Below are 26,800 nucleotides of genomic sequence, written 5' to 3' on the forward strand. Positions count from 1 at the left end.
GGTTACGCGGACCGCTTGCGTTGCGTTTCATCACGAGCTGTTTTCTGCGCAGTGGAATCATGGGACGTGCCAGTTGACCCATCAGGACGCTGCGCATCATTGTCCCGTTCCTCTTCACCTTGGGTTCCGCTGCGAGGTGTCTCCGATCCTTTCTTCATTTCCCCTCCTACCCCTTGCTATGTTCAGGCGACGACGGCCCGGTACCGCGTTTGATTCCACGCGGTCCAAGCACGCCCCAGATGGCAAGGCCGACAATGGGCAGCGCCAACAGCAACAGTGCCCACATCGCCTTCGTCACATCGCTCTTGTCACTGCGGAAAACACTGACGATGGCCCACAGATCGAGCAACACGATGATCGCCGCAACAGCGATCCAGAAATAGGTCACAGGCTCGGTCATGATCACTTCTCCTCCGGTTGTTCCGGCAGCAGCGCGTGGCCCGCGCTACCACCCTCCTACCCAGAGGAAGCCAGCAAGCGGAACAAAGTTCAGGAAGCTTTCCCCGCCATTGATCGGTGGCACAAGCAATGAACCAATCCCCCAGGAAACACGTCCACCACAAGACAACGCACGAGTGACTATCCATGACGACCGACCCCGTACTCGAGGCCCTTGATTACCTCAAGGCCCACAAGCTGGTACTGACCACCGCAGAATCCTGCACGGCCGGGGCCATGGTTGCGCTGCTGGCAGCAGTGCCGGGGACCGGTGAGGTACTGGAAAGCGGCTACGTGGTGTACTCGCCCAGTGCCAAGAAACGCCTGCTCGGCGTCAGCCCACAGACTATCGAACGCTACGGCCTGACCAGCGAGGCGGTAGCCTGGGAGATGGCGCTCGGCGCCTTGAAAGACAGCGACGCCACCGTCGCCATCGCCAGCACGGGTGTTGCCGGGCCGGAGCCGCAGGGTGCCATCGCCCCGGGCACGGTGTGCTTTGCCTGGGCCTTTGCCGGCGAGCCCTTGGCCGTGTTCACTCGCAGCCAGCGCTTTTTTGGCGAGCGCGCGGAGGTAATCCGCCAAGGCGCGCTCTACGGGTTGTCGCACCTGGCCCATTACCACCAACGCTGGCTGCGCGGTGAGCGCGCCTGAGGGCTACGTGAGGGGCTACGAGCATGGACGAAGACGAGCTGGCTTCAAGGCACCACCCCGTCGAAGAAGACATGCGAATGCAGCAGCGGGTCTGGCGTTTCGAACGGGTGGGATGGTACGCGCTGGTGCTGGTAGTGCTGCTGGGCCTGGCCGGGTTGTTCGGCAACGGTCCGCTCAGTGACGCCCAGGTCATGAGTGAGGACGGCCGGGTGCATGTGGAGTATCAGCGCCTCAGCCGCAGCGGCACCACCGACAACCTGCGCATCACGGTTCGCGGTACTGCCGGGGAGCCTGTGATGTTGCTGCTCGGGGGGACCCTGCTACGCGAAGCCAGCATCGAAACGCTGCAGCCAGAGCCGCAAGTGTCGCGTTCCCATGGCAGGTCGCTTCTGCTCCAGCTCGGCACCAGCAAAGAGGGTATCGCCACCCTTTACCTGACCCTGCGCAGCGAATACGTCGGTACTCTCGAAGGTGTTGTCAGCGCGGGCCCGGACAGCACAGTGCATTTCTCGACCTTTCTTTACCCATAGGAGCGCGCCATGGACTCCATTCTCCGTGCGACAGGCATGTACATCGCGCTGATGCTGCTGTTTCGCGTGGCTGGCAGGCGCTCGCTGGCAGACTTGACCACCTTCGACTTCGTCCTGCTGCTGATCATCGGCGAAGCAACCCAGCAGGCATTGCTCGGCGAGGACTTCTCGTTCACCAACGCCATGCTGGTGATCGCCACGCTGATCGTCCTGGATGTCGGCCTTTCGCTGGCCAAGCTCAACTCCAGGCGCCTGGCCCGGCTGGTCGACGGCCACGCGACACTGGTCGTGGACCATGGGCGCTTTCTCCACCACCGAATGCGGCGGGCGCGGCTGACCGAAGACGACATTCTCGAATCGGCGCGGGACAGCCAGGGCATCGAAAGCGTCGGGCAGATCAAGTTCGCCATCGTCGAGCGCAACGGCAAGATCTCGATCATCCCGCAGGAGTGACCCTGCCGGGCCGGTGCAACCTGCGTGGTTCCTTGCGGGTGCAGCCTTCGCGAAACCAGTACGTTGATCATCCGCTTTGAACCTTGGCGCGCGGGCCCTACTCCATCGAAGGCAATCGTGATTTTTCCAGCCCCTAAGAGGTGTTGCATGAACGCTATCGATTTGTTGATCCAGGACCATGAGCTGGTGAAGAAGCTGCTGGAGGAACTGTCCTCCACCACTGAGCGCGCAGTGAAGAAGCGCGCCGAGTTGCTCGAACGCATCAAGCAGGAAGTAAGCATCCACACCGCCCTGGAAGAAGAGCTCCTGTACCCGGCCATCAAGCAGGCCGGCGGCAAGGAAGAAGCGAAGATGTATTACGAAGCCAAGGAAGAGCACCGCACCGTCGACTCGCTGGTGTTGCCGGACCTGCTGCAAACCGAGACCGGTACCGTCGAGTTCGCCGGGCGGGTCAAGGTGATGAAGGAACTGTTGGAACACCATATCGAGGAGGAAGAAAGCGAGCTGTTCCCGACCGCCCGCAAGCTGCTGGGCAAGCAGGAACTGGATGAGCTCGGCCAGGCCATGGAAGCGCAGAAGAAACTGCTCAAGGGCGAACAGCGTGCCGCGTGATGGAGGCCTGGATCGACTTTCTTGAATGGCCCGCCATGGTCCTGACGGTACTTGCCGCCTGGTGCATCGGCTCACGGCGCCCAGGCCGGCGCAAGCTGGGTTTCTGCTGCTTCATTGCCAGCAACGTGCTGTGGGCCGCCTGGGGGTGGCAGGCGCAAGCCTGGGCGCTGATCCTCCTCCAAGGCTGCCTGTGCGCCATGAACCTGCGAGGCTGGAAGAAAAACACTGCCGTGGAGTCGGGTTGAAAGCCCGGTTCCATGCCTGAAAGCCCAACGGCGAGGAGCCAGACCATGATCGAACCCAACACACCCGACCCGTACGTGGACGAAGTACCCCACAACCCAGGCGAGCCTGTGCCTGAACAGGAACAGGAGCAGGAAGCGCCCGACTGGCCCGAAGGCCAGGTGCCGCCGGAGGAGCAGTCCGACGGCTGAGGCTCACCTAACGAGTGGCGTTGCCTGCTTCGCCGGCAATGCCGCTCCCCCAGTCACCCAATCCTGCGCAAGGAGGCAAGTGTCTCATGAGTGATCGCATCATCGCCTTGTTCACCGATACCACACTGTTCGGAGTTTCCGTTCTCAATTTGTTGCTGGCACTGACGGTAGCGCTGCTGACATTCCTCGTGGCGCGGGCGGCCATCAGTTTCATGCTGCATCGGGTCAGGCGCTGGTCCGAGCATGACGGCGCGCTCAGCCAGGTGCTGGCCAAAGTGCTCGCCGGGACCAGCAATTTTCTGCTGTTCCTCGCCTCGCTGCTGGTGGGCCTGAGCATGCTCGACCTGCCCGAGCGCTGGCTGACCCGGGTCGGTAGCCTGTGGTTCGTGGTCGCGGCATTGCAGATCGGGCTGTGGGCCAACCGCGCCATCGGCCTGGGCCTGAGTCGCTACTTCGCCCGGCATCGCACCGACGGCTTGAACCAGGGCAGCGCGCTGGCCACGCTGTCGGCATGGGGCGCGCGGGTGCTGTTGTGGTCAGTGGTGCTGCTGGCAATGCTGTCCAACCTGGGCGTGAACATCACCGCCTTCGTCGCCAGCCTGGGGGTAGGCGGTATCGCCGTTGCACTGGCCGTGCAGAACATCCTCGGCGACCTGTTCGCCTCGCTATCCATCGCCGTTGACAAGCCGTTCGAGGTTGGCGACTTCATCGTCATCGGCCCGCTGGCCGGCACGGTGGAGCACGTGGGGCTGAAGACCACGCGCATCCGCAGCCTGGGCGGCGAGCAGATCGTGATGGCCAACGCCAGCATGATCAGCAGCACCATCCAGAACTACAAGCGCCTGCAGGAACGACGGATCGTGTTCGAGTTCGGCCTGTCCTACGACACGCCAACCGAGGCCGTGAAGAAAGCACCCGCCATTGTCGAGGAAGCGATCAGGGCACAGCAGCAGGTGCGCTTCGACCGTGCCCACCTGCGCGGCTTCGGCAAGGAGGCGCTGGAATTCGAGTGCGTGTATATCGTCAAGGACCCCGGCTACAACCTGTACATGGACATCCAGCAAGCGATCAATTTCCACCTGCTCGAGCGCTTCTCGAAGGTGGGTGCAAAATTCGCCGTACCGGTACGCGCGATCAAGGTCACGGCCTTGCCAGAGGAATCGAAGCGCGGGCCTCAAAGTATTCACGTGGGGTAACCCGCCCCCGTGCATGTCAGCGCTCCAAGCATTCCGTCGCTTTCACGGCACGGCCGTGGGTGATGCAGGCCGAACAGAAGGTGACCAACCCGCAACGGAGTATCGCCATGAAGATCATGAAGCCTCATTCGTTACTGCTCGCGCTGTACCTGGGGGTCAGCGCACCTGTGGTGCTGGCAGCCACCGACATGAACGATCAGCGTGCTCCTGGCACGCAGCCGCATGACAGTGGGCACATGAACGGCCAAGGCGGAGCGACCGGCTCCGGCACGCCTGCGGATGCCATGGGGACGGGCTCTGGCGGCACCGATAGCAATGATACTGACAATACCGGTGGCGATGGCACTACCGACCGATCGGGTAGTGACAGCAATGGATCGGAACGCGGCAACGGGACCGGAGGCTCCGGTGGTTCGGGCTCCAGCGGTAGTTCCGGTAGTTGAAGGTTCGCTCGAACTGCCCTACGGCCGACGACGCGTGCTCAGCTCGATCCAGACTGGTGCATGGTCGCTGGCCTTGGGTTCGTTACGCACCCAGGCATCCACACCAGCCCGCTTCAGGTAAGGCGCGAGTTCGGGGTTGAGCAGCAGGTGGTCGATACGCAACCCGGCGTTGCGGGCCCAGTGGTTGCGGAAATAATCCCAAAAGGTATAGATGCGTTCGTCCGGATACAGATGACGAATGGCATCGACCCAGCCTTGCTGGAGCAGTTTCTGGTAGCACGCACGTGACTCGGGCTGCAGCAGCGCATCCTTCATCCAGGAGCGCGTGTTGTAGATATCCATGTCGGTAGGCACCACATTGAAATCACCCGCCAGCACCGCGGGATGACCACTGTCATGCAGCCCTTTCACATGGGCGATCAGGCTTTCGAACCAGCGGAGCTTGTAATCGAATTTCGGCCCCGGTTGCGGGTTGCCGTTCGGCAGATACAGGCATGCCACCAGCACTCCCTGCACGGCTGCCTCGAGGTAGCGGCTCTGGTTGTCGTCCTCCATGCCAGGCAGGCCACGACGTACTTCCAGCGGTTCGCTGCCCCGCGCCAGAATGGCCACGCCATTCCACGAAGGCTGCCCTTGGTAGAGGCAACCATAACCCGCCGCTTCGAGCGCCTGGCGAGGAAACTGCTGATCCGCCGCCTTGAGTTCCTGCAGGCAGGCGATGTCGGGCTTTTCCCGCTCCAGCCAAGCCAGCAGTGCCGGCAGCCGGCTACGAATGCCGTTGATGTTGAACGTGGCAATCTTCAGCGCTTTCATGCGTTTGGGTCGCTGACGTGGGCCTGCACGGCATCTTCCAGAGCATTTACATGGGCGTCATCGGCCAATGCCTTGAGTGCCAGCCAGTCGTCCCAATCGATGGCGCCATCGTCACGCAGCGCCTCGGCGGTGCGCAGCAGTTCATGGTGGTAGGCATCCGGCGACTCACGGCGGTAACTGATGTCGTCGTACTGGGCGTACCAGGCCTCGAGCTCAGGGATGCTGCGTTCAATGCTCATAAGGGAGCCCTCACGGTGTCCTTTGCATTAAGAGCCTCAACCATGCAGCGACGTTCAAATCCAACGCTGATCGCTGCGTTCAATGATCAAGCGGATCGATATCCTGGATCACTGAGCATCGTTTTTCATTGAATCACCGCGCCGTCACCATTAGCTCCACAAGCAAGATCTGGAGCGGGTACATGGCCTCCCCCATTTTCAACTCAACGAGACAAGGCGCTGATGCAGCGGACCTGGGCGATAGCGTTTCCATCGTTTCGAGCGCAGCCATCGACACCCTGGGGCTTGCACCATGAACTGCGGCTCATTCTGGGTGATCGTTTTCTTCGTGCTCATCAACAACGGCTGCTCGCTGCTGGGCTTCGGTGAAGGCTCGGTGGGAGGTGTGGCGCGGAGTATCGAGTCGCGAACGGAAATCACCATCGCCACCACGCTGCAACGAGCGCAAAAAACCAATGCAGGCGGCCTGCCGCCTGACGATGGGCAACTGCTACCGGCGATATTTCTATTGGTTCGCGCCTGACCCGTCAGCGGATGGGGAGAACAGCACATAACTCATTGAATCAACGGGGACTCTGTGGGAGCGGCTTTAGCCGCGAACACCGGCGCAGCCGGTGCCATGCACCGCGTTGGATTCTTCGCGGCTAAAGCCGCTCCCACAGGGTACGCGTACTGCTTGCGGATTCAGTTCTCTACGCGACAGCGCAGCCCAAAGGACCGGGCGATATCCCACAGAACTGCGCGGGACCTTGTGGGAGCGGGCGCGCCCGCGAAGAGGCCAGATCAGGCGACACATCACTTCGGGCCTTTACCAACCGCCAGCCGAACCGCCCAGAGGCTGCGCATGAAACGAGCTCGCCGCGAACCAGGTTTCCCGGTTCGCGGCGTAATTGAAGCGTTACTCAGGCAATCAGGTAGGAATGCCAGCCAGTCGCCAGACAGGCGCTGGAACCGGTTCGGCCTGGCTGCGTTTGCGTGCCCACTGGGTCAGGGCAGCCATCATGGCAAAGCCAAGCAGGATCAGTACCGGATAAGCCAGCAGCAACTCGGTCAGCGAGTATTTCCAGGCCAGTGGCCGGCCAACGCCCAGCATCGCCGCATACAACCAGGACACACCCGACAGTGCGCCGGAGAACAGTGCGAACATCCGCACGCCAAAATTAAGGTCCAGCAAGTTGCCCGCTTTGAGCAGGGCAGGCAATACATAACGATGCAACAGCATGCCATTGAAGGTCAGCAACATGACAATAATGACCTTCGCTTGAAGTTTCGGATTGGCAAAATAGTTCATACCTTTATCAAGGTAGTCAATTCCAATCACTGCGGCGCCCGTGAGCCACAAGAATATCAGGGCATTGGCCACGGACTTCTGCAAGCTCGTCATATGCTTACTGTCATGCCCGGCCTCTTTATGACCTTTCAACAAGTTCCTGACCATCTCGGCGTCACTGGCGAATACCAGGCCGATGGCAATGCAACAGGCCAGTAAATGAACGTAAATCACCGACAACCGCACCAGCTCCATGGATTCTTTCTGCCCGAACAGGCTAATAATTGTATTAATCTCCACGACGTTTTCTCCACGTAATGCGTTAGCGCTAGATGACCTTGCAATAGGCGTGCGAACGATTTAATCGCAGCGGCAAAGCCAAATTCGAATCGTTAAATGAAAAAGCAGATCATTATTCAATACACACGGTGGCTCACCCGAAGAGCCTCGGTTGGGCATGGCATTGCTCCACTATTCAGGAAAAAAAAAGCCCCATGAGCATCCCTGCGATGCCGATGAGGTTGAACGTCCATAAGTTCTGGGGGAAAGGCGCGAGGTGCAATCACATTGAAGGCACCTGCTGGCAAATAGGAGTCAGCGTCGCCCAAATCGTTCATTTCTCAAGCAAAACGACCGACAGGCGGTACACTAAATCAAGTTAGTTAGTTTGCTAAGTTGTTGTAATTTGACCGAGTGGAAAGTTTTATCGGCAACTGGATCCAAACTTCGCAAGTGACTTTGAATGCTCTATTCCGCAGTTTCGCAGATCTCGTTTTGCAGGTGGCCGTGGCTGAAGTGCCATCAGTCAGGCCAAGACCAGACCCATTCCGATCGTCTCGCGCGGCCAGCAGCCCGTCTGTCGCCTTCAGCCTGCCAACACCCTCAAATTTGTCCTGGGTGATGGCAGGCAGCGCAAATACCCTCAATGACTGCCCAATGCCGCAGACGCCACGCGCCCCGGCACCTCCTCATCGATCTGCGCCATGCTCAATCGCGATGTCTCGCGCAGCATGAGCGAGCACACCGCGACCAGTGCCAGTGCCCCCGCGCCATACAGCGCCACGCCCAACGGGTCATGGTTGGTGAGGATCAGGATGGCCGTGGCGATGCTCGATGCGGTGCCGCCGCCCAGCGCGGCGCCAATCTGGTAGCTGGCCGAGATACCCGAGTAGCGCATGCTGCGCGGGAACTGCTCGCCGAGGAAGGCCGGGATAGGCCCTTGGGTCGCGCCCATCAGCAGGCCGGTCAGGCTGTAGGCGCACAAGGCGAAGGCGAAGCTCTTCATGCCCACCAGGGAAAAGAACACGAACAGCCCCACGGCCATTGCCACTGCGCCAAAGCACATCACCGTGCGCCGCCCCAAACGGTCCGACAGGTAGCCGAACAACGGTGCCGACAGCACGATGGCGACCGACATCGCCAGGTCGAACATCAACGCCTCGGTACTGCCGAAGCCCACCTGCGTGGCGTAAGTCAGGAAGAAGGTGCTGCCGATGTAGGCGATGGTGCAATAACCGAAGGCGATCCCGGTGCACAGCAACAGCTGCCGCGGACGTTGGCGCAGGGCCGCGGCCAACGGTGCATGTACAGGTTTGGTCACAGGCGTGGTGGCCGCCGCCGGTGCCTTCAGGCGCGCGTACAGGCCGATTAGCACCAAGGTACCGCCCAGCCAGAACGGGATGCGCCAGGCGAAATCGACCAGGTTGTCGTCAAAGGCCGCGCTGACGATGGCGAACACCCCAGCCCCGAGGATGCCACCCACGCCAATCCCCATGCTTGTGAAGCTACCCCACAGCCCGCGCCGCCCCGGTGGCGCAGACTCGATGCCGAACAGCGCGGCACCACCCCACTCCCCGCCAGCCGCAAAGCCCTGGACCAGGCGCAGCAGCACCAGCAGGATCGGCGCGGCCACGCCGACGCTGGCATGGCCGGGCAGGCAGCCGATGAGGAAGGTGCTCATGCCCATCAGCAGCAAGGTGGCAACCAGTACCTTCTGCCGGCCGATGCGGTCACCGAAGTGGCCGAACACCAGGCCACCCAACGGTCGGGCAAGAAAGCCCGCACCGAAAGCGCTGAAGGCCACCAACGTGGCTGTCAGGTGGTCCATCTGCGGGAAGAACACCTGGGGAAACACCAGTGCGGCGGCGGTGCCGTAGATGATGAAGTCATAGAATTCCAGCGCCGTCCCCAGTCCGGAGACGCAGAAGGTTCGCAAGGCGGAACGGGATGACGCAGGGTGGGAATGTTGCGCATGCATTGTTGTTGTTCTCGTTCAGCGGCGCCGCCTTGAGCTGGCGGCACCGGGTTGGCTCAGAAAGTGTCGAAGCCGGCCTTGGCCAGTTGCACAGGCGTGCCGGCCACGTACTGCAGGGCACAGCGTTCGGTGTCGATGCCGACGCTGAGCAAGGTTTCCCAGCGTTCGGTATCGGGCATGGCCATGTCCGGGTGGAAGCAGATCGGCGCCCTGTCGCCCTCGGCGCCGCACATGGCCTCGGCCCGGGCACGCAGGTCAGCGCTGGCCATCTGGCCGACCACCTGCTCGAGGTGGCCCAGACGGCATTGGGTATCGGCACGGTCGGCGACCTGCTCGCCCAGGCTCAGCTGTGGGTCGAGGAAGTGATTGGTATGCAGCAGCCAGCCGTCTTCCCGTGGCAGGACCAAGGCGGTGCGCGCGGGGCTCAATTCGATGCTGGCCGCGCGCGGGCTGCGGTCCTGGCGGGAGAACACTGTCAGCACGGTGGAGGCACTGACCCGCGCCGAACGAGCAAGCTCGATGGCCTCCTCGACACTGCTGGCCTCCTCCAGCAGACGCCGGGCGATGGCGTGCACCGGCACACCACCACTGTCGTTGTCACTGGTGTGGTGGAGGATATTGAAGTGCAGGCCGAGGCCCGCGCTGTTCACACCAAGCTTGGCGAGCATGCCGAACTCGCAGAACAGCTTGACGTTCATGCCGCGCTCGGTGTGCAGCGCCAGCATCAGGCCATGGGGGCACAGGCTGTCATGCCAATCCCAGGTCTGCAGGGTCTGCGGCGCACGTGCGCCACGGGGTGCATGCACGGTGGTGGAGCATTCGCTGTGGCGGGTTCGGGCCGCCAGTACTTCAGTGCGGGCGTTCAGGCTCGCCAGCTGCCACAGCGGCAGCTCGGCACCGCTGGCCATGCCGGTCACTTCAGCGGCCAGGCCCGGGCTCCAGGCTTCCAGGGCTGCCAAGCTGTTTTCGCCGATGCGCTGCGCCTCACTCAAGGGCACGCCAACCCGCGGGAAAAAGCCCAGGTACAGTGCAGTGGTGGTACGGATCTGCTCGGCGAAGCGCGCACCTATCTGGTGGCCACGCTCGAGGGGGTTGCGGATGTCGCTGACATGGGTGTGGATCTTCAAGGCGGGGAACTCCTGGTACAGGCCGCGGTGGTCAGGCAAGCACCGCTAGCCTAACGAGGCGTCCCCCAATCGATCATCGCCACAACCCGCACAACTTTTGTGCCCCGATGGAAAAACTCAGCCCCGTGCCAGCGCCTGCGCGCCCTGCCCGTGCAGGTGCTCATGCAGCAAGGCAATGAACGCCTGCACCTTGCGGGTATTGCGCCGGTGCGGCAGGTAAAGCACGTGCACCCAGGGGCCGAACGCGCTCAGCGCCCGCCAGTAGCCGGGCATCACCTCCACCAGCTGCCCGTTGGTCAAGTAGGGGGCGGCACACCAGGTGGGTACGAACTGCAAGCCCTGCCCATCGAGCAGGCAGGCCAGCAGGAAGTCGAAGTTATCGCTCACCAGTCGAGGGGTGGGCTGACGCACACGCAGCGTCTGGCCGCCGTGTTCGATCCACCAGAAGCTGCGGTTGAGCAGCGGGTGGCGCAACAGCAGCCAGTCGTGTTGGGCATAGTTCTCCAGAGTGATCGCCTCGCCGTGTCGGGCCAGGTAGGCAGGGCTGGCGCAAAGGATCACGCGGTTCTCGATCAGCGGCTGGGCGATCAGCTCCGGCTGGTCGGTGGGGCCGTCGCGCAGCGACAGGTCGTAGCCGCCATCGATCAGGTCTTCGTTGGCATCGTTGAGGTTGACCTCCAGGCGCACCTGCGGGTGCTCGCGCATGAAGCGGCAACACACCTGGTTGAGAAACGCGGGGCCGAACGACGGTGGCGCGGTAATGCGCAGGGTACCGCGCAGCGCGTGCTGCAACTGCTCCACTTCCTCGGTCACCCGTTGCAGGTGCATCAACGCCTGGCGCGCGCCTTCCAGGTACAAGGTACCGGCCTCGGTCAGCGCCATGCGCCGGGTGGTGCGTTCGAACAGGCGCACGCCCAGTTCGCTCTCCAGGTGCGCAACAGCCTTGGTGATGGCAGACGGCGTCTTGCCCAGCTGCTCGGCCGCACGGCTGAAGCTGCCGTGTTCGGCGGCAGCGACGAAGATGGTCAGGGCCATCATCTTGTCCATGGTTTCTTCCTGTTCGGCACAAACGGTGGGAGTGATGCGAGGGTGGCGAGTATCTGCCCCTCCTATCAAACCCGCAAATGCCGGCGATTTGAATAGGCACGGCAAGGTCCGCTGCTTGCAGCCTGGCAAATACGGGCTCGGGATTCTTTCCTCATCACGAAAAAAGTTGTGCCTGCCCTCGCCTTTATCCGCCCTGGCCCCCCTGGCTAGGCTGCGGCGCCATCACGACAACAACGAGGCACAGCATGAAGCAGCTCCTGAAGATGGCAATCAGCGCCGGCCTGGCCTGCACCTGCATGCCGGGTTTCGCGGCAGTGGACCTGATCCTGCACAACGCCAAGGTCTACACCGCCGAGCCCGGCCAGCCCTTGCAGCAGGCCGTGGCCGTCGAAGGCGAAAAAATCGTCGCGGTAGGTTCCGACCAGGCCGTGCTACGCCTGAAGGCCAAAGGCACCCGGGTCATCGACCTGGGCGGCAAGGTGCTGATGCCGGGCATGCTCGACGCCCACTCGCATGCCATCAAGGGTGGCCTGCAACTGGTGCTGGCCGACCTCGCTGGCGAACAGGTTGCCCTGGACGAACTGGAACGGCGCCTGCGCCAGTGGCGCAGCGACGGCAAGGCCGTGCGCGGCGAGTTCCTTGTCGTCGGTGGTGTAGCGGGCGCCTACTGGAATGACATTCCGGCGCTGGAACAGCGCTTCAACCACGGCGAATGGGCCGAGCAACCGATCCTGTTCGCCGCCAACGACATGCACACCGGCTGGGCCAACCAGGCCATGCTCAAGCGCGCCGCAATCGATGCCGACACCATCGCTGCCCTGCCTGCCGAGGCACGCAACACCATCGGCCAACACCCGGACGGAACACCAAACGGTTTCCTCGCCGATGCCAGCTACTACCCGGTGACCGACCTGCTGCCCGCGCTGCCCCATGCCACCCTGCTGAGCGCAGGGCGCATGGCCCTTGACCATTACAAGCAGCTGGGCATCACCGGCTGGATGGACCCACTGGCCAACGAGCTGCCGGGGGCCGATGTGAACAACCATTCGCTGGGCGTGCTGCCGGTGTACAAGGACCTCTCCGCGCGCGGCGAGCTGACCGCCCACGTCGCCGCCCTGCTGATGGCCGATTCCAGGGCCCGCCCCGCCGACCTGGACGAACTGGACAAGGTACGCCGGCAATTTCTCGGCGTGCACAACCTCACCCTGCCGGGCATCAAGGTGTTTGCCGACGGCGTTGCCGAAGCGCCAGCGCAAACGGCGGCGATGCTCGAGCCCTACAGCAACTCCGGCAAGCACGGCGAACTGCTGCTGGACCCGAAGCACTTTGGCGAGCTGGTCAGTGCCGCCGACGCCCGTGGCTGGCTGGTGCACGTGCATGCCATCGGCGACCGCGCCGTGCGCGAGGCGCTCAATGGCATCGAGCAGGCACGGCGTGATCGCCACAGCGGCATCCCCCATTCCATCACCCACTTGCAGATGGTCAACCCCACGGAATACGCCCGTTTCAAGCAGCTCGACGTGATTGCAGCAATGCAACTGTACTGGGCCAGCGCCGACCAATCGAACATGGAGCTGGTCAAGCCGTATGTGAACGCCATGGCCTTCATGCACACCTTCCCGGCCCGTTCGCTGCTCAAGCATGGCGCCACCCTTGCCGGCGCCAGCGACTGGCCGATCACCACACCGGACCCTTGGCAGGCGATCTACCAGGCCATCAGCCGCAAGGGGCCCAAAGGTGTGCTCAACGCTGCTGAAGCCATCGACCGCCAGGTGATGTTCCAGGCCTATACACTCAACGCCGCCCGCACCATGCGCCTGGAGCAGCAGATCGGTTCGCTCAAGGTCGGCAAGCAGGCCGACATGATCGTGGTCGACCGCGACGTGCTCGACGTCGATGCCGAAACGCTGCGCGATACCCAAGTGCTGCAGACCTGGTTTGCCGGGAAGCTGATCTACGCGCGCTGACCTGCGGGCCTCATCGACGCGGTCTATCAGCTCATCCATTCCATCGATTTGACCGCGTCAAATTGCCTCATGTAGCTTGCCGCCCTCTTCGCCGCTGGCCCAAAGGTGCGCGTTACACCTTTGCGCCAGCTGCGCAGCCTACCCCGTACTGATCAAGCCCCACCACGGCGTGCCTGCCAGTTGCGTCGCCGTCACTGTGTTCGAGTTTGCAAAATGTCCGTCAACAGCCCCACCCGTATCACCGAGCTCGTCATCGAGAGCGGCGTCAAAAAAGCCCATCTATCCACCCACGCGACACTGGTCCTGGGGTTTCTCGCAGGTGCATTCATTTCGCTGGGGTTTCTCCTGGCTATCCACGTCAGCACCATGATCCCGGTACAGTGGGCCTCGTTCGGCACACTGCTGGGCGCCGCGGTATTTCCCATCGGCCTGATCCTGGTGATCCTGGCCGGTGGCGAACTGCTCACCGGCAACATGATGAGCCTGCCCTTGGCGATGTTCGCCCGGCGTATCGGCCCAGGCGCCGTGGCGCGCAACTGGCTGCTGGTGACCCTCGCCAACCTGTTGGGTGCACTGTTCGTTGCCGGGTGCTTTGGTCACCTGCTGGGCCTGACCGAAGGGGCCTACCTGAACAAGATGTTGGCGGCTGCGACCAGCAAGACCAATGCCGACTTCCTCCACGCCTTCGTGTCCGGAATCGGCTGCAACTGGCTGGTGTGCCTGGCAGTGTGGCTGTCGTATGCCAGCCGTGAAATGAGCGGCAAGATTCTCGGCATCTGGTTCCCGATCATGGCGTTCGTCGCCATCGGTTTCCAGCACGTGGTAGCCAACATGTTCCTGATTCCCGCAGCGATCTTTGCCGGCTACCTGAGCTGGGGGCAGTTGGTGGAGAATCTGGTGGCCGTGTTCCTGGGAAATGCGGTGGGTGGGGCGATCTTCGTGGGGTTGGCGTACTACGTGTCCTACGGTGTGCCTTCGCAGGAAGCGTGCGAGGTGCAGTGAGGCATTGCGCAACCGCGGTGTCTGGCACCGGCTTGGCCGGTGTTCGCGGCTGAAGCCGCTCCCACAGGTACAGCGCAAGCCTTGCGCCAGGCGCGGTTCTGCAAGCTGCGCGTATCGCCTACCGTTGCTGACGCAGTCGGGCTGTAGCCTAATGCCGGTCGTTTAGGCAATTGGGGCCGCTTTGCGGCCCTTCGCGGGCTTGCCCGCTCCCACAGGTTTTCATTCGGGCGTACCAGTGCCGATCTAGAAGGGCAACAGGTAGCGCAACGTCAGCTGATTGCCCTCGGATCGGTTCCTTGCACCTTGCTCGACATAGAAGTTGGCGTAGAACGCCTGCTTGCCTCTGCTGTACATCACGCCAGGCCCCAGGGCCAGCACGCGCTCCTTGGACGCTGACTGCCGGTGGCCGTCGATCCGGTCGGCCGATACCTGCTCCAGGTGATAACCGGCAAGGCCCACCCGCCAGGCATCGGAGATTGCGTAAGACACCGAGAAGTTGCTGTGCACCGCCTCGCCGGGCTGGATATCGTCGGCCTGCAACCGCCTGGCAGGGTCTTCGTTGCGGCTCGACCAGGCGTAATGAAGGCGCCCACTGACCTCGAGCCGGTCGGTCAGCTCCCAGGTAAAGGCGTAATGCGGACTGACCACCCACAGGTTGCTGCCGACGTTGATGCTGGCATCACGGTCGTAATCCCCGGTGGGCGCGGTGACCGATAGTGCTGGATCGGCAGTTCGAACAGCATGCCTGGCCGTACGACCCCATCCAGGAAGCTGGTGTTGCCCAGCGGCAACGGCGGCAGGCTGACAGCATCGGCCACGACTTCTGCGCTGCCCAGTGTCGTCGCCAGCGACAACAGTGCAGCGGACTTTCTATAAGGCCTCATCCAGGTCTCCTGTGGGCATTCATGTTTCAACGCCAATCTGGAAACGTTAGTGCTCTCACCCTGCATGCGCTAGAGCTGATAGATTGGTCACAGAGTTCCATCTGGTGAACGATCGAACATGGAAGACCTGAACGACCTGTATTACTTCGCCCAAGTCGTCGAGCACGGCGGTTTCGCGCCAGCCGGGCGGGCACTGAACATTCCGAAATCAACACTCAGCCGGCGCGTCCTGCAGCTGGAGGAACGCCTGGGCGTACGCCTGCTCCAGCGTTCCACCCGACACTTTTCGGTGACCGAGACGGGCCAGGAGTTCTTCCAGCATTGCAGGGCCATGCTGGTGGAAGCGGAAGCGGCCCGATGGGTGGTCGAACGCACCCGCGCCGAGCCCCAGGGCACCGTGCGCATGAGCTGCCCGACAACCCTGCTGCATTACCGGGTTGGCGGGCTGGTCAGTCGATTCATGGCCGAAAACCCGAAAGTGAAGGTGCACCTGGAACCCACCAACCGCCGTGTGGATGTATTGGGCGAAGGCCTCGACCTGGCGCTGCGGGTGCGCTTCCCGCCGCTGGAGGACAGCGACCTGGTCATGCGCACACTGGCCAGGAGCCCGCAGCGGCTGGTCGCGAGCCCCTCGCTGGTGGAGCGGCTGGCGCTGCAGCTGCCCGTCGAACCAGAGCACCTGGGTGAGCAGCCGAGCCTGGATTGGGGGCCACCCAGGGACCACATCTGGCAACTTGAAGGGCCCGACGGCGCGCATGCCGAAATCCGCCACACGCCGCGCTATATCACCGATGACATGAGCGCACTGCGGCAGGCGGCGCTTGACGGTGTAGGCATCGTGCAATTGCCGTTCATGGTGGTTGACCAGGACCTGGAAAACGGCCGCTTGGTGGAGCTCAAGCCGCAATGGGAACCGCGCTGCGGCATCGTCCATGCGGTGTTCCCTTCCCGCCGCGGCCTGTTGCCCTCAGTGCGCAGCCTGATCGACTTTCTGGCCGAACATATCTGGGAATGACCGGCGCTATGCCGGCGCCTGGCCGATGTCAGGCCGGGGCCGCCTTGCGGCCCTTCGCGGGCACGCCCGCTCCCACAAGTACGGCTGCGCTGTCGCGTAGAGAACTGAATTCGCAAGCAATCCGCGTCACCCTGTGGGAGCGGCTTTAGCCGCGAAGAATCCAACGCGGTGCATGGCACCGGCTGCGCCGGTGTTCGCGGCTAAAGCCGCTCCCACAGCGCCCCTGCTAATTCAATGAGTTATGTGCAGTTCTATGAGAGCGGGCTTGCATGACCAAGCATCATCCCTTCAGCGGACCTGTGCGTCGTGGCCGACGCACATCACGCGATCAGAACAGGCTGATCGGATAATCGACGATCAAGCGGTACTCATCGGCACTGGAGTTGCCGCGGGTATTGCCGGGCGCGGTATAGCCATCACCCTCGCGGTGCGTTGCCCAGCGCAGGGTCAGCGACAGGTCCTTCGCCGGGCCGGCTGGCACCTGGTACTTGAGGGCAAGGTCACGTTCCCAGTGCTTGGCGTGCTTGCCGTCCGGGTTGTAGATATAGCCATAACCGACGCTTGCTGGGTCGACCCGGGTGAGGTCGGCCTCGCCCCGGGTGTAGGCCGCGATGAACTGCATCGCAGGCGCCCCCAGCGGCGCCAGGCTGGTTTCGTACTGCAGGCGCCAGGACTTTTCACCGGGGCCGTTGAAATCGGCAAATTGCTGGGAGTTGCTCAGGTAAAGGAAGACACGGTCGTTCTGCGTGATGTAGTCGAACGGCGTTCGGCCGTCGACCTTCTGCAAGCCCAGGGTCAGGGTCTGGCCATAGGCTGTCGCGGAGATACCGGCGCTGTAGGTGTCGTTATCGATGTCACCCAGCTGGCTGCGCCCTTGGTCCCGGGTCTTGAAGTAGTGCAGGTAGGGTTTGAGCAGCAGCGCATCATTGACCCGAAACACCTGCGAAACCCCCAGGTAATACTGATTCCAGATGTCTTCCAGCTGGCCGCCATAAACGGTCAGCTGCAACCCTTGCGGCCGGCCATACACCGCGCCAAGCCAGCCGATATGAGGGCTTTCGCGGTCCGCCGCCACACCCGCGCTGTTGCGCGCGCCATAGGCGGTGACCAGGTGGGAGTGGCCGCTCTGGTTGCGCAGCCGGGTAGATTCCACGAACCCGGCATCCAGCCACAGGTCGTCGATGCCATGGTTCTTCAGGGTGACGCCACGATACGTCTGCGGGAACAGGCGGCTTGTGCCGCTCGCCACCACCGGGTTCTCGACCAATTGGTCGCCGGCCTTCACCAAGGTGTCGAGGTACCTCAGCTTGAGCGCCGCGCCGGCACTGGAAAACGTGTCACCCGGCTTGAGCGATGAGTCCAGCGGGAGCAAGCCAGCGCCGCCACTTCCACCGCCGCCATCGAGCTTGATGCCGAGGAAGGCGTGCGCATCCACGCCCAACCCGACAGGCATATCGGTGAAGCCCGAGCGGAACGAAAACAGAAAACCCTGGGCCCATTCGGTCGGGTCGCGGGGTACCAGGTCAGAGTGGTTATCGCGCTGGAAATAGTAATTCCTCACCAGCGCATCCAGGCGCGCGCCTTCGACCAGCCCGGGCGGGATGCCCAGTTCCACGGCCTGCCGGTCATTGACACCGGTGAAGATGTTGTCCTTCTGCCCCAGGGCGTTGTCGGCCTGGGCAGGCGCCGCAAGCACCAGGCCGAGCCCCAACGGGCAAAGCAGCAGGCGCCGATTCGCGTCGAGGGTCGCCATCGTCGTGCACCTCATGCCCGCCAAGGGATGGTTGGCGCAGTCAGCCGCGGCCCGTCAAAGCCAACCACCTCGCCGAACCTGGCACTGCCCTGCTCCCACTCGCGCTGGGCCTGGACGATCTCGGCCTTGCTGTGGCCGACGAAGTTCCACCACAGGAAGATCTCTTCCTCGAATGGCACGCCGCCCAGCAAGATGGCACGTGCGCCGGCCGCAGCCTGCAGATCGAGCACATCCAGGCCACGGCCCAGGTAGGCCAGCTCATTGGCGCTGTAGTCCTCACCGTTGATGCGCCATTCGCCGGTCAGCGGCAGCACGCCGTATTCGAAGCGGGTATCGAGCTCAAGCCTGGCGTCCACCGCTACATCGGCAGCCAGGTCCAGCCCCAGCAACGGCGAGAAGATGCAGGTGGGTGCCTTGTAGGCCCCATATGCCCCGGCCAGCAGCGTCAGGCACAAGCCACCCGCCTGCCAGCGCGGCAAGCCGGCGTGGTGGGTGAAAGCCGGCGGGCGCTCACGCGCGGCCTCGGGCAGGGCAATCCACAGCTGCACGGCATGCAGCCGGTCCTGCCCCGGGAGCGACTCCTCGCTATGGGTGATTCCGTAGCCCGCGGTCATCAGGTTGACCTCGCCCGGGCGAATCACCTGGGTGTTACCCAGGCTGTCGCGGTGCAGCACTTCGCCCTCGAGCATCCAGGTAAAGGTTTGCAGGCCGATGTGCGGGTGCGGCCCGACACGCAAGCCATTTTCCGACGCGAAGATCGCCGGGCCGGCGTGGTCCAGGAAGCACCAGGCGCCAATCATCCGCCGCTGGCGCGACGGCAACAGCCGGCTGACAGGGATGCCACCGCCAACTTCGGCACTGCGCGAGGTGATCCGCTGGATCGCCCGCACGCCGTCGCTGATCGGGCAATCCCTGGACAGCGACAGCTCACTGTGGGTCTCGTGTGTACTCATGTGCTGCTCCTCTACCGGCAGCCGGCAGGCGCAACGCTGCGCCTGGCCTCATCCAACCAGCTTGCTGGCGATGATGATTTCGCCGCTCAACACCTTGTGAATGGGGCAGGCATTGGCAACTTCCAGCAAGCGCGTGCGTTGCTCTTCGCTCAGCGGCCCGCTCAAGCGAATGTCACGAGCGATCTGGATCCGAGGTTCGCGCCCCAGTTGTTCCTGCTCGATGCGGATATCCACATCGATGGCTTGCAGCGGCATTTCCTTGCGCTGTGCGTACATGGCAACCGTGATGGAAGTGCAGGCGCCAAGGGATGACAGCAACAGCCCATGGGGTGACGGCCCGACATCCCCGCCGCCTGCCGCCGCATCAACATCGCTGGCCCACTGGTGCAGGCCATCTGTCACGTTCACCTGGTACGCCACGCCTGCAAACGAAGCGCGGATTGCTCGCTCTGACATTGAAACTCCTGATTGACGGTTGCCTGTGGCCACCCTGCTGCACAGGCTGCAAAGCTTGAATGATAGGTGCACGACGCAACGGACGGTAGGTGATGAAATGCGCCGCAGCGTTCTGCCTGGTGAACGCTGCGCCCGGTCAAAGGCGCTACGCCGACCGCTCGAACGCCACCGCAAGAAAGTCGATCAACTCCCGCACCGCTGGCGTCAGCCCTCGCCGCGAAGGAAACAGGGCGATTACCTCGCCCATCCTGGGTACCCAGCTCTCCAGCACGTTCAGCAAACGCCCGGCGGCCAGGTCATCCTTCACCATATCCGCTGGCAGCAGCACCACGCCCACGCCCGCGAGCGCGCCCTGGTACAGCACCGCGATATCGTCGGAGACCAACCGTGGGCGGAAGCGAATGGACGCCACCCCGCCTTCGGGGCCGTCCAGGTCCCAGACGTACTCCTGAACATTCGCCCCCCAGCCAAGGCTGGGCAGTTCAAACAGGTCGGCAGGCTGCAGAGGGCGGTCGTACTGCGCCAGCAAGCCGGGCGAAGCCACCAGGCACTGGCGGCTCTGCGCCAGTTTGCGCATCACCAGTTCGCTGCTTTCCAGCGGTTGATGGCGCACGCTCAGGACCAGGTCGAAGCCCTCGCCGATCACATCGACCCGCCGGTTGTAGCTCTTCACCAGCAACTCCACCGCCGGGCATTGCACCATGAACTGCCCAAGCATCGGCGCCAGGCGTGCATCCAGCAGCGAGGTGCTGCAGGCCAGCCGGACAATGCCGCTGGGCACGGCGCGACTGCGCTGGATCGCGTCCTCGGCAGCAAATGCCCGATCGACCATCGACATACAGTGATGGTAGTACTCCAACCCCACTTCGGTGACCGCGAACTGCCGGGTGGAGCGCTGGATCAGGCGCACCCCCAGGCGGTCCTCCAGATTGGCGACTCGCCGGCTCAGCCGCGACTTGGGCAAGCCGAGCGCACGCCCGGCCGATGCGAAACCGCCACACTCGACCACCTTGGTATACAGGTACAGCTCATTCAAATCGAACATCATGCTCATCGCCCACCCCCAGCTATTCGAGAATGGTCACGGTGGCAGTGGTCCCCGCACGCAAGGGTGGCGCATCGGCACTGCGCTCCAGGCGCAGCCGTACCGGGATCCGCTGGGCAAGCTTGACCCAGGTGTAGCTCGGGTTGACGTTGGCCAGCAGGCGGTTGCCCGGCTGGTTCTCGCGGTCGGTAATGGCATAGGCGATGCTCTCTACCGTGCCATCCAGCACCTCGCCACTCATCAAGGCGATGCGCGCACGGCTGCCCACCTTGATTTTCGGCAACTTGGTTTCCTCGAAATAGCCACTGACGTGGAACGACGAACTGTCGACCAGCGCCAGCAGCGGCATGCCCGGCTGGGCATAGTCGCCCTGGCGGGTCAGCAGGTTGGTCACGTAACCGCTGACCGGGGCGCTGACCCGGGTGCGCTCCAGGTCGAGCCGGGCCTGCTGCAGCGTGGCCTCGGCGAGTTGCACGTTGGCCTGTGCCAGGCCGAGGTTGGACTGTTCGCGCAGCAGGTCGGCCTGGGCCACGGCCACGTCGGTGCCGGCCTTTTCCCATTCTTCGGCAGAGATTGCCGACATCGATTGCAGCTTGCGTCGGCGTTGCTCTTCGCTGCGCCGCTGCTTGAGCTGCGCCTCGTTGGCGACGATGGCGGCCTGCGACTGGCCCAGCGCCGCACGCGCGACTTCGACGGCTCGCACAGCATGCAGCACGGCCAGCTCGTAGCGCGCCGGGTCGATCTGCAGCAGCAGGTCACCCTGCCTGACGAACTGGTTGTCCTGCACCGGCAGCTCGATGATGCGCCCTGCCACCTCGGCCGACAGGGTCACCACATCGGCCCGCACACGGGCATCACGGGTCCAGGGCGCACGGGTGTAGTAGTCCCAGGCAAACCAGCCCAGCACCACCGCAAGCGCCAGCACCGCCAGGGTCACGGCTTTGGCAAGAACAGGTTTCAACACAGGCATTTTCAGGCACTCACTCCCATCGACAACACCAGCGCCGCGCAGATCGCGGCATACAAGGCGCCCTGCAACAGCGCCGGGTGCCACACACGCGCCAGCACGCCACTGCGCCGCAACAGGGCGTCCAGCACCAGGAACAACGGCAACCCCAGCAACAACGCCTGGGCAATCGGCGGCAGGTAGACCCCGCCAAACTCGAAATCAACGGGCATAGGCGCCCTCCTCCTCAGGCAACGTCTGCGCTGCCAGCACCGGTCGATAGCGCTGCAGCAACTGGCCGGCAACCGATAGCGCGACCCGCAGGATGAACAACTGCCGCAGCGTCTCGCGGCCCGCCTCGGCGTGTGCCTGGTGCAGCGCATCGAGGGTTTCGGCAAGCTCGGCAAGCTCGCGCAACAGCCCGTCCACATCCACCCGCCGGCGTGCACCGATCAGATCCGCCATCTCCTGCAACCCTAGGCGCAAACGCGCCCTCGTGCCTTCAGGCAGCACCGTGAGGTTGACGCACTGGGCATGCGCCTGGCCCAGCGCAATGGCCAGCGCCGGGCACACCAGGCTGCAATCGAACAGCTCCCGGGAGCGCGCATCAGTGGCGGCGGGCAACAGGCCGATCATCGCCGACAGGCGGTCCAGCATGCGGCTCTCGAAATCGAACTGACGCGCCACGCTGGCAGGTGCCGTCACGTACTCATGCACATCCTCGCGGGTCTGGCGGAATAGCCGGGCCATGCGCTTTTGCGGGTTGAACGGGAACACCAGGGCGAACACCACCATCGCCAGCCCCCCAGCCGCCGCATAGCCACCGGCAAACTCGAACCACTGCATGGCACTGTTGTGGTAGGCGCCGACATTCTGCGGCCCGATCATCAACAGGCTGATCAACCCGATGCCCATGCCGATGCCCGCGGTCATGGGGCTGGCCAGGCCGACGGCCGCCAGGTACAGCAACGGCACCAGGCACACGGCAAGCATTTCGAAATCGGTGAACATCGGCAGCAGGGCAAACTGATACACGGCGGACAACAGCAGCGCGACCAGCAGACCACGGTTGTAGTTCTGGCTGGCCAGCAACGGCCGCGGCAGCGTCGCCATCAGCGAGCACATGACCCCGATCAGGATCACCCCGGAACGCGCGCCGTCCCAGGCCGTTTCGATCCACAACCAACCGGCGAGAAACAGCGCCAGAAAGGCCCGCACGGCGTTCATGCCGGCCAGGCGGAAGTCCAGATGCAGCGCGCTGGCTTGCCCTTGGGCGTGGGGGCAACTGGCGCCCCTGCCCTGCTGGATCGCCTCGTTGAGCTCGATCAGTTCATTCAGCTGCTGCAGCAGGCGCGCCTGCTCCCAGCGCAGGGCCCAGGCCAGCGAGCGCATGCGCGGGGGCAAGGGCTCGTCGAGAAACTCGACCCGGTCAGCGGCGGCGTCGAAGCGCTGGTACAGGTGGTGGATCGCTTCGCGGCGCTGCGCCGACAACTTCACGCCGTCACGGGCCAGTGCCTCCAGGTTGTCCAGCTCGTCCTGGCGCAACAGCTGGATTTCTTCTGGCAGCGGCCCTTGCCAGTGCTGCTTGATCAACTCGCGCTGTTGGCGCAGTACCAGCAGACGCGACACCAGCAACACCAGTTGGTTGGCCAGCAGCTGCACCAGCCCATCGGCGTTGCGCAGGTGCGGCGCATCGAAATAGAGATGGCGGCGCAGGCCTTCCAGCGCACTGATCTCGCTGATCAATTGCGCCTGCCGCTGGTGCAGCGCGGCTTCGTCCTCTTCGCTGCGCACCACCTCGGCGGCGTGCCGGGCGATCAGCTTGACCAGGCTATCGACCTTGCTGAAGTAGCCCTGCGCCACTGCCTGTGGGCGCGCGCTCAACAAACTGACCACGGCCACGCAGGCCACCGCCAGCAGGGTTTCGGTCAACCGGGTGATGGCCAGCAGGAGGATGCCGTCCGGTTCCGGCACGGCCAGCATCGCGACCACCACGGCGGTAAACCCGCTGAGGACGAAGGCATGCGAATCGGTATAGCGCAGCAGCGTGCCGCCCGCCGTGCAGAACGCCAGCCACAGGGCCAGGCAGACGATGAAAGGCATTGGCGCCTGGGGGAACAAGGCCATGATCACCACCGCCATGGCCGCCCCTGCTGCGGTGCCCAGTACCTGAGCGAAACTGCGCTTGAGGGTCATGCCGGCCAACGGCAGGCTGATGATGATCACGGTCATCAGCGCCCACTTCGGTTGCTCCAGGTCGAAGATGAACGCCAGGTAGAGGCACAACAGGCCTGCAACGATGGTACGCAGCGCGAAGAACAGCACCCCACGGCCAGGGTTCAAGGCCATCTTGAAATAGGAAATCAGTGGAGCCATCCGGCACCTCGGGACACGGCCAGGAAGCCGCGCATGGGCGCATGGCATTCCGGGCCGGGTTGATTCATGAGCTGGAGGCGTCTCTACGCATCCGCGAGCACACTCACATTACCGTTCAAGTGCGCGAGTCGAGCAACCGTAAGATATATAAGCAGATTAACTGACGACAGGTTGGATTCCGGGACACTGTGTCCCATCTCGCGAACAACGAACCAGGCATGCCATTGGGGCTCCCCTTGCGCAGGGCATGCTAAATACTATGTGCATGCACCTTATCAAGGAGCCTGCAATGATTGCGGTACGCGAAGCCTGGAAAGCCGGCCTGTTCAAGCGTGAACACTGGATGCGCAACCTTGTCTCCGGCCTCATCGTCGGGGTTGTCGCGCTGCCCCTCGCCATGGCCTTCGCCATCGCTTCCGGGGTCAAGCCGGAGCAAGGCATCTACACCGCAATCATAGGCGGGCTGCTGGTTTCCTTGCTGGGCGGCTGTCGATTGCAGATCGCCGGACCGACCGGGGCCTTCATCGTGATCCTCGCTGGGGTGACTGCGAAGTACGGAGTGGAAGGCCTTCAACTGGCCACGATGATGGCTGGCGCCATACTGCTGGTGCTTGGCATTACCCGCCTGGGCGCAGTCATCAAGTTCATTCCCGACCCGGTGATCGTCGGTTTCACCGCCGGCATCGGCATCATCATCTGGGTGGGGCAATGGCGTGATTTCTTCGGCCTGCCCGAAATCGAAGGCGGGCACTTCCACGAAAAACTGTGGCATCTGTTGCAAGCCCTGCCGGACCTCCACATTGCCACGACGCTGCTTGCAACATGCAGCCTTGCTTTGCTGATCCTGACGCCAAGGTTGCCCGTGCTGAAACGCCTGCCCGGGCCACTGGTCGCCATGGTGTTCGCGACGCTGGTCCAATCCCTGTTCCATTTCGACGGCGTAGCTACCATCGGCACCGCCTTCGGGGCGATCCCACAAGGTTTGCCGTCACTCACCTGGCCCGAGGTCTCCCTGGCGCGGGTGATCGAACTGATCGGGCCAGCGTTTGCGATCGCCATGCTGGGGGCCATTGAATCGTTGCTCTCGGCTGTCGTCGCCGACGGCATGGCAGGGACCAGGCACGACTCGAACCAGGAACTGATCGGCCAAGGGGTCGCCAACCTGGTAGTGCCACTGTTCGGGGGCTTTGCCGCCACAGGTGCGATTGCCCGGACAGCGACCAACATCCGCAATGGTGCTACCGGGCCACTGGCCGGCATCATCCATGCGCTGACACTGGTACTGATCATCCTGTTCCTGGCGCCACTGGCGTCGAACATTCCACTCTGCGCACTGGCGGCGATTCTGTTCGTCGTCGCCTACAACATGAGCGAGCTGAAGCATTTCAAGCGCATGCTGCAACGCGCACCGCGAGCCGACATCGCCATCCTGCTCGTCACCTTCACCTTGACGGTGTTCAGCGACCTGGTGATCGCCGTGAATATCGGCGTCATCCTCGCCATGCTTCAGTTCATGCGCCGCATGGCATCGTCCGTCGAAGTCCAGCAGGTGGTCGAAGAGGAACTGGCCAATGAACTGCACAGCAACGGCCAGGCATCGCTACCCCCCGGCGTGATGGTGTACACCATCGAGGGCCCGCTGTTCTTCGGCGCCGCTGAAACCTTCGAACGCGCGCTGTCACAAACGCATACCGACCCTGAACTGCTGGTGATTTGCCTGAAGCGGGTGCCCTTCATGGATATCACCGGGCTGCAGACCCTGGAGGAAGTGATCCAGCAACTGCATGAACGCCAGATCGTGGTGAAACTGTGCGAAGCCAACGGCAAGGTGCTTGGCAAGCTGGAAAGGACCGGTATCCTGCGGCTGCTTGGCCCCGGGCACTATCACCAAACGCTCGGTACCGCCCTGCTCGAGGCGCAGGCACCGGCGGCACAAAACTGACGTGTGACACAAGCGATCGGGGAGCCATGCACGCGCATGGCTCCCCGGCCGGATTACTTCGACAGCTTGCTGAAGCTGGTCATCAGGTTGCGGTAGTCCGGGATGTGGTTGGAGAACAGCGTGCCCAGGCCTTCGATGTCGTTGCGCCAGTCGCGGTGCAGCTCGCAGGCCACGCCGAACCAGGTCATCAGCTGCGCGCCGGCGGCTTCCATCCGGCGCCAGGCCGAATCACGGGTCAGTTCGTTGAAGGTACCGGAGGCATCGGTGACCACGAACACATCGAAGCCTTCTTCCAGGGCCGACAGCGCCGGGAAGGCCACGCAAACCTCGGTCACCACACCGGCGATGATCAGCTGCTTCTTGCCGGTGGCCTTGACCGCCTTGACGAAGTCTTCGTTGTCCCAGGCATTGATGTTGCCCGGGCGCGCGATGTACGGCGCGTCAGGGAACTGCTCCTTGAGTTCGGGCACCAGCGGGCCATTTGGACCGTTCTCGAAGCTGGTGGTGAGGATGGTCGGCAACTTGAAGTATTTGGCCAGGTCCGACAGGGCCAGCACATTGTTCTTGAAACGGTCAGGTTCGATATCCCTTACCAAAGAGAGCAAACCCGTCTGGTGATCCACCAGCAGTACGGCGGCGTTATTCTTGTCCAGTCGCTTGTATTGAAAGGCCATGATGTTTTCCTTACTCGGGTTGGATGCGTTTGGTATGACTTCGCCCAAACAATGGCGCCCCGGTAAGATAACCAGCCAGGCAGAGCCGTGACAGGCTGACATCCGCAACACAGAGTCCCATTTCGGGAACAGCCACCTGGCACTGCGGGCCCCACCTTGTAGGAGCAGCACAAGGCTGCTCTCATAGAACTGCACATGACTCATTGAATTAGCAGGGCCCCTGTGGGAGCGGCTTTAGCCGCGAACACCGGCGCAGCCGGTGCCATGCACCGCGTTGGAT

General features: G+C 63.1%; 28 protein-coding genes and 1 pseudogene. 13 read left to right on the plus strand and 16 right to left on the minus strand.

The genetic code is table 11. The annotated features are described in order from the left end of the window. Nucleotides 1-166: 166 nt before the first annotated feature. Nucleotides 167-400 carry a PLDc N-terminal domain-containing protein gene (locus tag RYH74_RS16015; protein WP_004376302.1) on the minus strand — a complete coding sequence of 78 codons (234 nt, stop codon included), beginning with the start codon at nt 398-400 and terminating at the stop codon, nt 167-169. A 185-nt stretch (nt 401-585) separates the two neighbouring features. Between RYH74_RS16015 and RYH74_RS16020 the strand changes: the two genes are divergently transcribed. From RYH74_RS16020 to RYH74_RS16055, 8 genes are all read left to right on the plus strand, one after another. Further along, complete coding sequence (locus RYH74_RS16020) at nt 586-1,089, plus strand: CinA family protein (RefSeq protein WP_075045505.1); 504 nt, start codon at nt 586-588, stop codon at nt 1,087-1,089. Between the two features lie 23 nt (nt 1,090-1,112). Beyond that, on the plus strand, nt 1,113-1,619 hold the full coding sequence (locus RYH74_RS16025; protein WP_075045506.1) for a hypothetical protein: 507 nt from the start codon (nt 1,113-1,115) through the stop codon (nt 1,617-1,619). A gap of 9 nt (nt 1,620-1,628) precedes the next feature. Next, nucleotides 1,629-2,072, plus strand: coding sequence for a DUF421 domain-containing protein (locus tag RYH74_RS16030; protein WP_025339511.1), 444 nt, complete (start codon nt 1,629-1,631; stop codon nt 2,070-2,072). Between the two features lie 147 nt (nt 2,073-2,219). Next, nucleotides 2,220-2,684: a hemerythrin domain-containing protein gene (locus tag RYH74_RS16035; protein WP_025339512.1), complete on the plus strand. Its 465-nt coding sequence runs from the start codon at nt 2,220-2,222 to the stop codon at nt 2,682-2,684. Further along, on the plus strand, nt 2,684-2,929 hold the full coding sequence (locus tag RYH74_RS16040) for a hypothetical protein (protein ID WP_025339513.1): 246 nt from the start codon (nt 2,684-2,686) through the stop codon (nt 2,927-2,929). The genes RYH74_RS16035 and RYH74_RS16040 overlap by 1 nt, the downstream gene beginning before the upstream one ends. Before the next feature lie 45 nt (nt 2,930-2,974). Further along, nucleotides 2,975-3,118, plus strand: a complete 144-nt coding sequence (locus tag RYH74_RS16045; protein ID WP_158091154.1) for a hypothetical protein — start codon at nt 2,975-2,977, stop codon at nt 3,116-3,118. An 86-nt stretch (nt 3,119-3,204) separates the two neighbouring features. Beyond that, nucleotides 3,205-4,314: a mechanosensitive ion channel family protein gene (locus RYH74_RS16050; protein ID WP_075045507.1), complete on the plus strand. Its 1,110-nt coding sequence runs from the start codon at nt 3,205-3,207 to the stop codon at nt 4,312-4,314. A gap of 107 nt (nt 4,315-4,421) precedes the next feature. After that, complete coding sequence (locus tag RYH74_RS16055) at nt 4,422-4,757, plus strand: hypothetical protein (protein ID WP_025339515.1); 336 nt, start codon at nt 4,422-4,424, stop codon at nt 4,755-4,757. An 18-nt stretch (nt 4,758-4,775) separates the two neighbouring features. Here the strand turns inward: RYH74_RS16055 and xth are convergent, their stop codons facing one another. Together xth and RYH74_RS16065 are read right to left on the minus strand one after the other, a co-directional pair. Next, the gene (xth, locus tag RYH74_RS16060) at nt 4,776-5,570 is read right to left on the minus strand and encodes an exodeoxyribonuclease III (RefSeq protein WP_317409736.1); all 795 of its coding nucleotides are present in this window, start codon (nt 5,568-5,570) and stop codon (nt 4,776-4,778) included. Next, nucleotides 5,567-5,809 (minus strand): hypothetical protein, encoded by a 243-nt coding sequence (locus tag RYH74_RS16065; protein WP_317409737.1) that lies wholly within the window; start codon nt 5,807-5,809, stop codon nt 5,567-5,569. Before RYH74_RS16065 ends, xth begins: the two co-directional genes overlap by 4 nt. Nucleotides 5,810-6,101: 292 nt before the next feature. Here RYH74_RS16065 and RYH74_RS16070 point away from each other — a divergent pair, with 292 nt between their 5' ends. Next, complete coding sequence (locus RYH74_RS16070; protein WP_317409738.1) at nt 6,102-6,332, plus strand: hypothetical protein; 231 nt, start codon at nt 6,102-6,104, stop codon at nt 6,330-6,332. Nucleotides 6,333-6,719: 387 nt separating this feature from the next. On the opposite strand, the gene RYH74_RS16075 is transcribed toward RYH74_RS16070, so the two are convergent. The 4 genes from RYH74_RS16075 to RYH74_RS16090 form a co-directional block, all read right to left on the minus strand. Further along, a complete protein-coding gene (locus RYH74_RS16075) occupies nt 6,720-7,334 on the minus strand; it encodes a hypothetical protein (RefSeq protein ID WP_038409376.1) in 615 nt (204 codons plus the stop codon). A gap of 667 nt (nt 7,335-8,001) precedes the next feature. Next, nucleotides 8,002-9,336 carry an MFS transporter gene (locus RYH74_RS16080; RefSeq protein ID WP_075045512.1) on the minus strand — a complete coding sequence of 445 codons (1,335 nt, stop codon included), beginning with the start codon at nt 9,334-9,336 and terminating at the stop codon, nt 8,002-8,004. Between the two features lie 53 nt (nt 9,337-9,389). Continuing rightward, the gene (locus RYH74_RS16085) at nt 9,390-10,460 is read right to left on the minus strand and encodes a C45 family peptidase (RefSeq protein ID WP_317409766.1); all 1,071 of its coding nucleotides are present in this window, start codon (nt 10,458-10,460) and stop codon (nt 9,390-9,392) included. Nucleotides 10,461-10,577: 117 nt separating this feature from the next. Beyond that, nucleotides 10,578-11,507, minus strand: a complete 930-nt coding sequence (locus RYH74_RS16090) for a LysR family transcriptional regulator (protein ID WP_075045514.1) — start codon at nt 11,505-11,507, stop codon at nt 10,578-10,580. Nucleotides 11,508-11,752: 245 nt separating this feature from the next. Between RYH74_RS16090 and RYH74_RS16095 the strand changes: the two genes are divergently transcribed. Together RYH74_RS16095 and RYH74_RS16100 are read left to right on the plus strand one after the other, a co-directional pair. After that, the gene (locus tag RYH74_RS16095) at nt 11,753-13,474 is read left to right on the plus strand and encodes an amidohydrolase (protein WP_075045515.1); all 1,722 of its coding nucleotides are present in this window, start codon (nt 11,753-11,755) and stop codon (nt 13,472-13,474) included. A gap of 213 nt (nt 13,475-13,687) precedes the next feature. Then, on the plus strand, nt 13,688-14,476 hold the full coding sequence (locus tag RYH74_RS16100; protein WP_286100065.1) for a formate/nitrite transporter family protein: 789 nt from the start codon (nt 13,688-13,690) through the stop codon (nt 14,474-14,476). Between the two features lie 243 nt (nt 14,477-14,719). Here RYH74_RS16100 and RYH74_RS16105 read toward each other — a convergent pair. Then, nucleotides 14,720-15,360: pseudogene (locus RYH74_RS16105) on the minus strand (transporter). Between the two features lie 118 nt (nt 15,361-15,478). On the opposite strand from RYH74_RS16105, the gene RYH74_RS16110 reads away from it, so the two are divergent. After that, complete coding sequence (locus RYH74_RS16110) at nt 15,479-16,375, plus strand: LysR family transcriptional regulator (protein ID WP_317409739.1); 897 nt, start codon at nt 15,479-15,481, stop codon at nt 16,373-16,375. A 328-nt stretch (nt 16,376-16,703) separates the two neighbouring features. Here the strand turns inward: RYH74_RS16110 and RYH74_RS16115 are convergent, their stop codons facing one another. The 7 genes from RYH74_RS16115 to RYH74_RS16145 form a co-directional block, all read right to left on the minus strand. Continuing rightward, complete coding sequence (locus RYH74_RS16115) at nt 16,704-18,128, minus strand: OprD family outer membrane porin (RefSeq protein WP_317409740.1); 1,425 nt, start codon at nt 18,126-18,128, stop codon at nt 16,704-16,706. A gap of 11 nt (nt 18,129-18,139) precedes the next feature. Then, nucleotides 18,140-19,081, minus strand: coding sequence for a pirin family protein (locus RYH74_RS16120; RefSeq protein ID WP_075045519.1), 942 nt, complete (start codon nt 19,079-19,081; stop codon nt 18,140-18,142). 48 nt (nt 19,082-19,129) lie between these two features. After that, nucleotides 19,130-19,537, minus strand: a complete 408-nt coding sequence (locus RYH74_RS16125) for an OsmC family protein (RefSeq protein ID WP_085616138.1) — start codon at nt 19,535-19,537, stop codon at nt 19,130-19,132. A gap of 145 nt (nt 19,538-19,682) precedes the next feature. After that, nucleotides 19,683-20,582 carry a LysR substrate-binding domain-containing protein gene (locus tag RYH74_RS16130; RefSeq protein WP_025339543.1) on the minus strand — a complete coding sequence of 300 codons (900 nt, stop codon included), beginning with the start codon at nt 20,580-20,582 and terminating at the stop codon, nt 19,683-19,685. Between the two features lie 22 nt (nt 20,583-20,604). After that, complete coding sequence (locus RYH74_RS16135; RefSeq protein WP_085588350.1) at nt 20,605-21,543, minus strand: HlyD family secretion protein; 939 nt, start codon at nt 21,541-21,543, stop codon at nt 20,605-20,607. An 11-nt stretch (nt 21,544-21,554) separates the two neighbouring features. Continuing rightward, nucleotides 21,555-21,761, minus strand: coding sequence for a DUF1656 domain-containing protein (locus RYH74_RS16140; protein ID WP_046613872.1), 207 nt, complete (start codon nt 21,759-21,761; stop codon nt 21,555-21,557). Then, entirely contained in the window at nt 21,751-23,904 is a 2,154-nt protein-coding gene (locus RYH74_RS16145; RefSeq protein ID WP_317409741.1) for an FUSC family protein, read from the minus strand. Before RYH74_RS16145 ends, RYH74_RS16140 begins: the two co-directional genes overlap by 11 nt. A 289-nt stretch (nt 23,905-24,193) precedes the next feature. Here RYH74_RS16145 and RYH74_RS16150 point away from each other — a divergent pair, with 289 nt between their 5' ends. Beyond that, nucleotides 24,194-25,846 carry a SulP family inorganic anion transporter gene (locus RYH74_RS16150; protein ID WP_075045523.1) on the plus strand — a complete coding sequence of 551 codons (1,653 nt, stop codon included), beginning with the start codon at nt 24,194-24,196 and terminating at the stop codon, nt 25,844-25,846. Between the two features lie 53 nt (nt 25,847-25,899). Here RYH74_RS16150 and ycaC read toward each other — a convergent pair whose 3' ends face one another. Then, nucleotides 25,900-26,520 carry an isochorismate family cysteine hydrolase YcaC gene (gene ycaC / locus RYH74_RS16155; RefSeq protein WP_046613875.1) on the minus strand — a complete coding sequence of 207 codons (621 nt, stop codon included), beginning with the start codon at nt 26,518-26,520 and terminating at the stop codon, nt 25,900-25,902. Nucleotides 26,521-26,800: the final 280 nt, after the last annotated feature.

Origin of the sequence: Pseudomonas sp. LSJ-87 (assembly GCF_032971465.1) — a bacterium.
Classification (GTDB): domain Bacteria; phylum Pseudomonadota; class Gammaproteobacteria; order Pseudomonadales; family Pseudomonadaceae; genus Aquipseudomonas; species Aquipseudomonas putida_Z.

Bases quoted from the DNA above. Each gene is read 5' to 3' on its own strand.
- RYH74_RS16015 (WP_004376302.1), bottom strand. From the start codon at position 400: ATGACCGAGCCTGTGACCTATTTCTGGATCGCTGTTGCGGCGATCATC.
- RYH74_RS16020 (WP_075045505.1), top strand. From the start codon at position 586: ATGACGACCGACCCCGTACTCGAGGCCCTTGATTACCTCAAGGCCCAC.
- RYH74_RS16025 (WP_075045506.1), top strand. From the start codon at position 1,113: ATGGACGAAGACGAGCTGGCTTCAAGGCACCACCCCGTCGAAGAAGAC.
- RYH74_RS16030 (WP_025339511.1), top strand. From the start codon at position 1,629: ATGGACTCCATTCTCCGTGCGACAGGCATGTACATCGCGCTGATGCTG.
- RYH74_RS16035 (WP_025339512.1), top strand. From the start codon at position 2,220: ATGAACGCTATCGATTTGTTGATCCAGGACCATGAGCTGGTGAAGAAG.
- RYH74_RS16040 (WP_025339513.1), top strand. From the start codon at position 2,684: ATGGAGGCCTGGATCGACTTTCTTGAATGGCCCGCCATGGTCCTGACG.
- RYH74_RS16045 (WP_158091154.1), top strand. From the start codon at position 2,975: ATGATCGAACCCAACACACCCGACCCGTACGTGGACGAAGTACCCCAC.
- RYH74_RS16050 (WP_075045507.1), top strand. From the start codon at position 3,205: ATGAGTGATCGCATCATCGCCTTGTTCACCGATACCACACTGTTCGGA.
- RYH74_RS16055 (WP_025339515.1), top strand. From the start codon at position 4,422: ATGAAGATCATGAAGCCTCATTCGTTACTGCTCGCGCTGTACCTGGGG.
- xth (WP_317409736.1), bottom strand. From the start codon at position 5,570: ATGAAAGCGCTGAAGATTGCCACGTTCAACATCAACGGCATTCGTAGC.
- RYH74_RS16065 (WP_317409737.1), bottom strand. From the start codon at position 5,809: ATGAGCATTGAACGCAGCATCCCTGAGCTCGAGGCCTGGTACGCCCAG.
- RYH74_RS16070 (WP_317409738.1), top strand. From the start codon at position 6,102: ATGAACTGCGGCTCATTCTGGGTGATCGTTTTCTTCGTGCTCATCAAC.
- RYH74_RS16075 (WP_038409376.1), bottom strand. From the start codon at position 7,334: ATGGAGCTGGTGCGGTTGTCGGTGATTTACGTTCATTTACTGGCCTGT.
- RYH74_RS16080 (WP_075045512.1), bottom strand. From the start codon at position 9,336: ATGCATGCGCAACATTCCCACCCTGCGTCATCCCGTTCCGCCTTGCGA.
- RYH74_RS16090 (WP_075045514.1), bottom strand. From the start codon at position 11,507: ATGGACAAGATGATGGCCCTGACCATCTTCGTCGCTGCCGCCGAACAC.
- RYH74_RS16095 (WP_075045515.1), top strand. From the start codon at position 11,753: ATGAAGCAGCTCCTGAAGATGGCAATCAGCGCCGGCCTGGCCTGCACC.
- RYH74_RS16100 (WP_286100065.1), top strand. From the start codon at position 13,688: ATGTCCGTCAACAGCCCCACCCGTATCACCGAGCTCGTCATCGAGAGC.
- RYH74_RS16110 (WP_317409739.1), top strand. From the start codon at position 15,479: ATGGAAGACCTGAACGACCTGTATTACTTCGCCCAAGTCGTCGAGCAC.
- RYH74_RS16115 (WP_317409740.1), bottom strand. From the start codon at position 18,128: ATGGCGACCCTCGACGCGAATCGGCGCCTGCTGCTTTGCCCGTTGGGG.
- RYH74_RS16120 (WP_075045519.1), bottom strand. From the start codon at position 19,081: ATGAGTACACACGAGACCCACAGTGAGCTGTCGCTGTCCAGGGATTGC.
- RYH74_RS16125 (WP_085616138.1), bottom strand. From the start codon at position 19,537: ATGTCAGAGCGAGCAATCCGCGCTTCGTTTGCAGGCGTGGCGTACCAG.
- RYH74_RS16130 (WP_025339543.1), bottom strand. From the start codon at position 20,582: ATGTTCGATTTGAATGAGCTGTACCTGTATACCAAGGTGGTCGAGTGT.
- RYH74_RS16140 (WP_046613872.1), bottom strand. From the start codon at position 21,761: ATGCCCGTTGATTTCGAGTTTGGCGGGGTCTACCTGCCGCCGATTGCC.
- RYH74_RS16145 (WP_317409741.1), bottom strand. From the start codon at position 23,904: ATGGCTCCACTGATTTCCTATTTCAAGATGGCCTTGAACCCTGGCCGT.
- RYH74_RS16150 (WP_075045523.1), top strand. From the start codon at position 24,194: ATGATTGCGGTACGCGAAGCCTGGAAAGCCGGCCTGTTCAAGCGTGAA.
- ycaC (WP_046613875.1), bottom strand. From the start codon at position 26,520: ATGGCCTTTCAATACAAGCGACTGGACAAGAATAACGCCGCCGTACTG.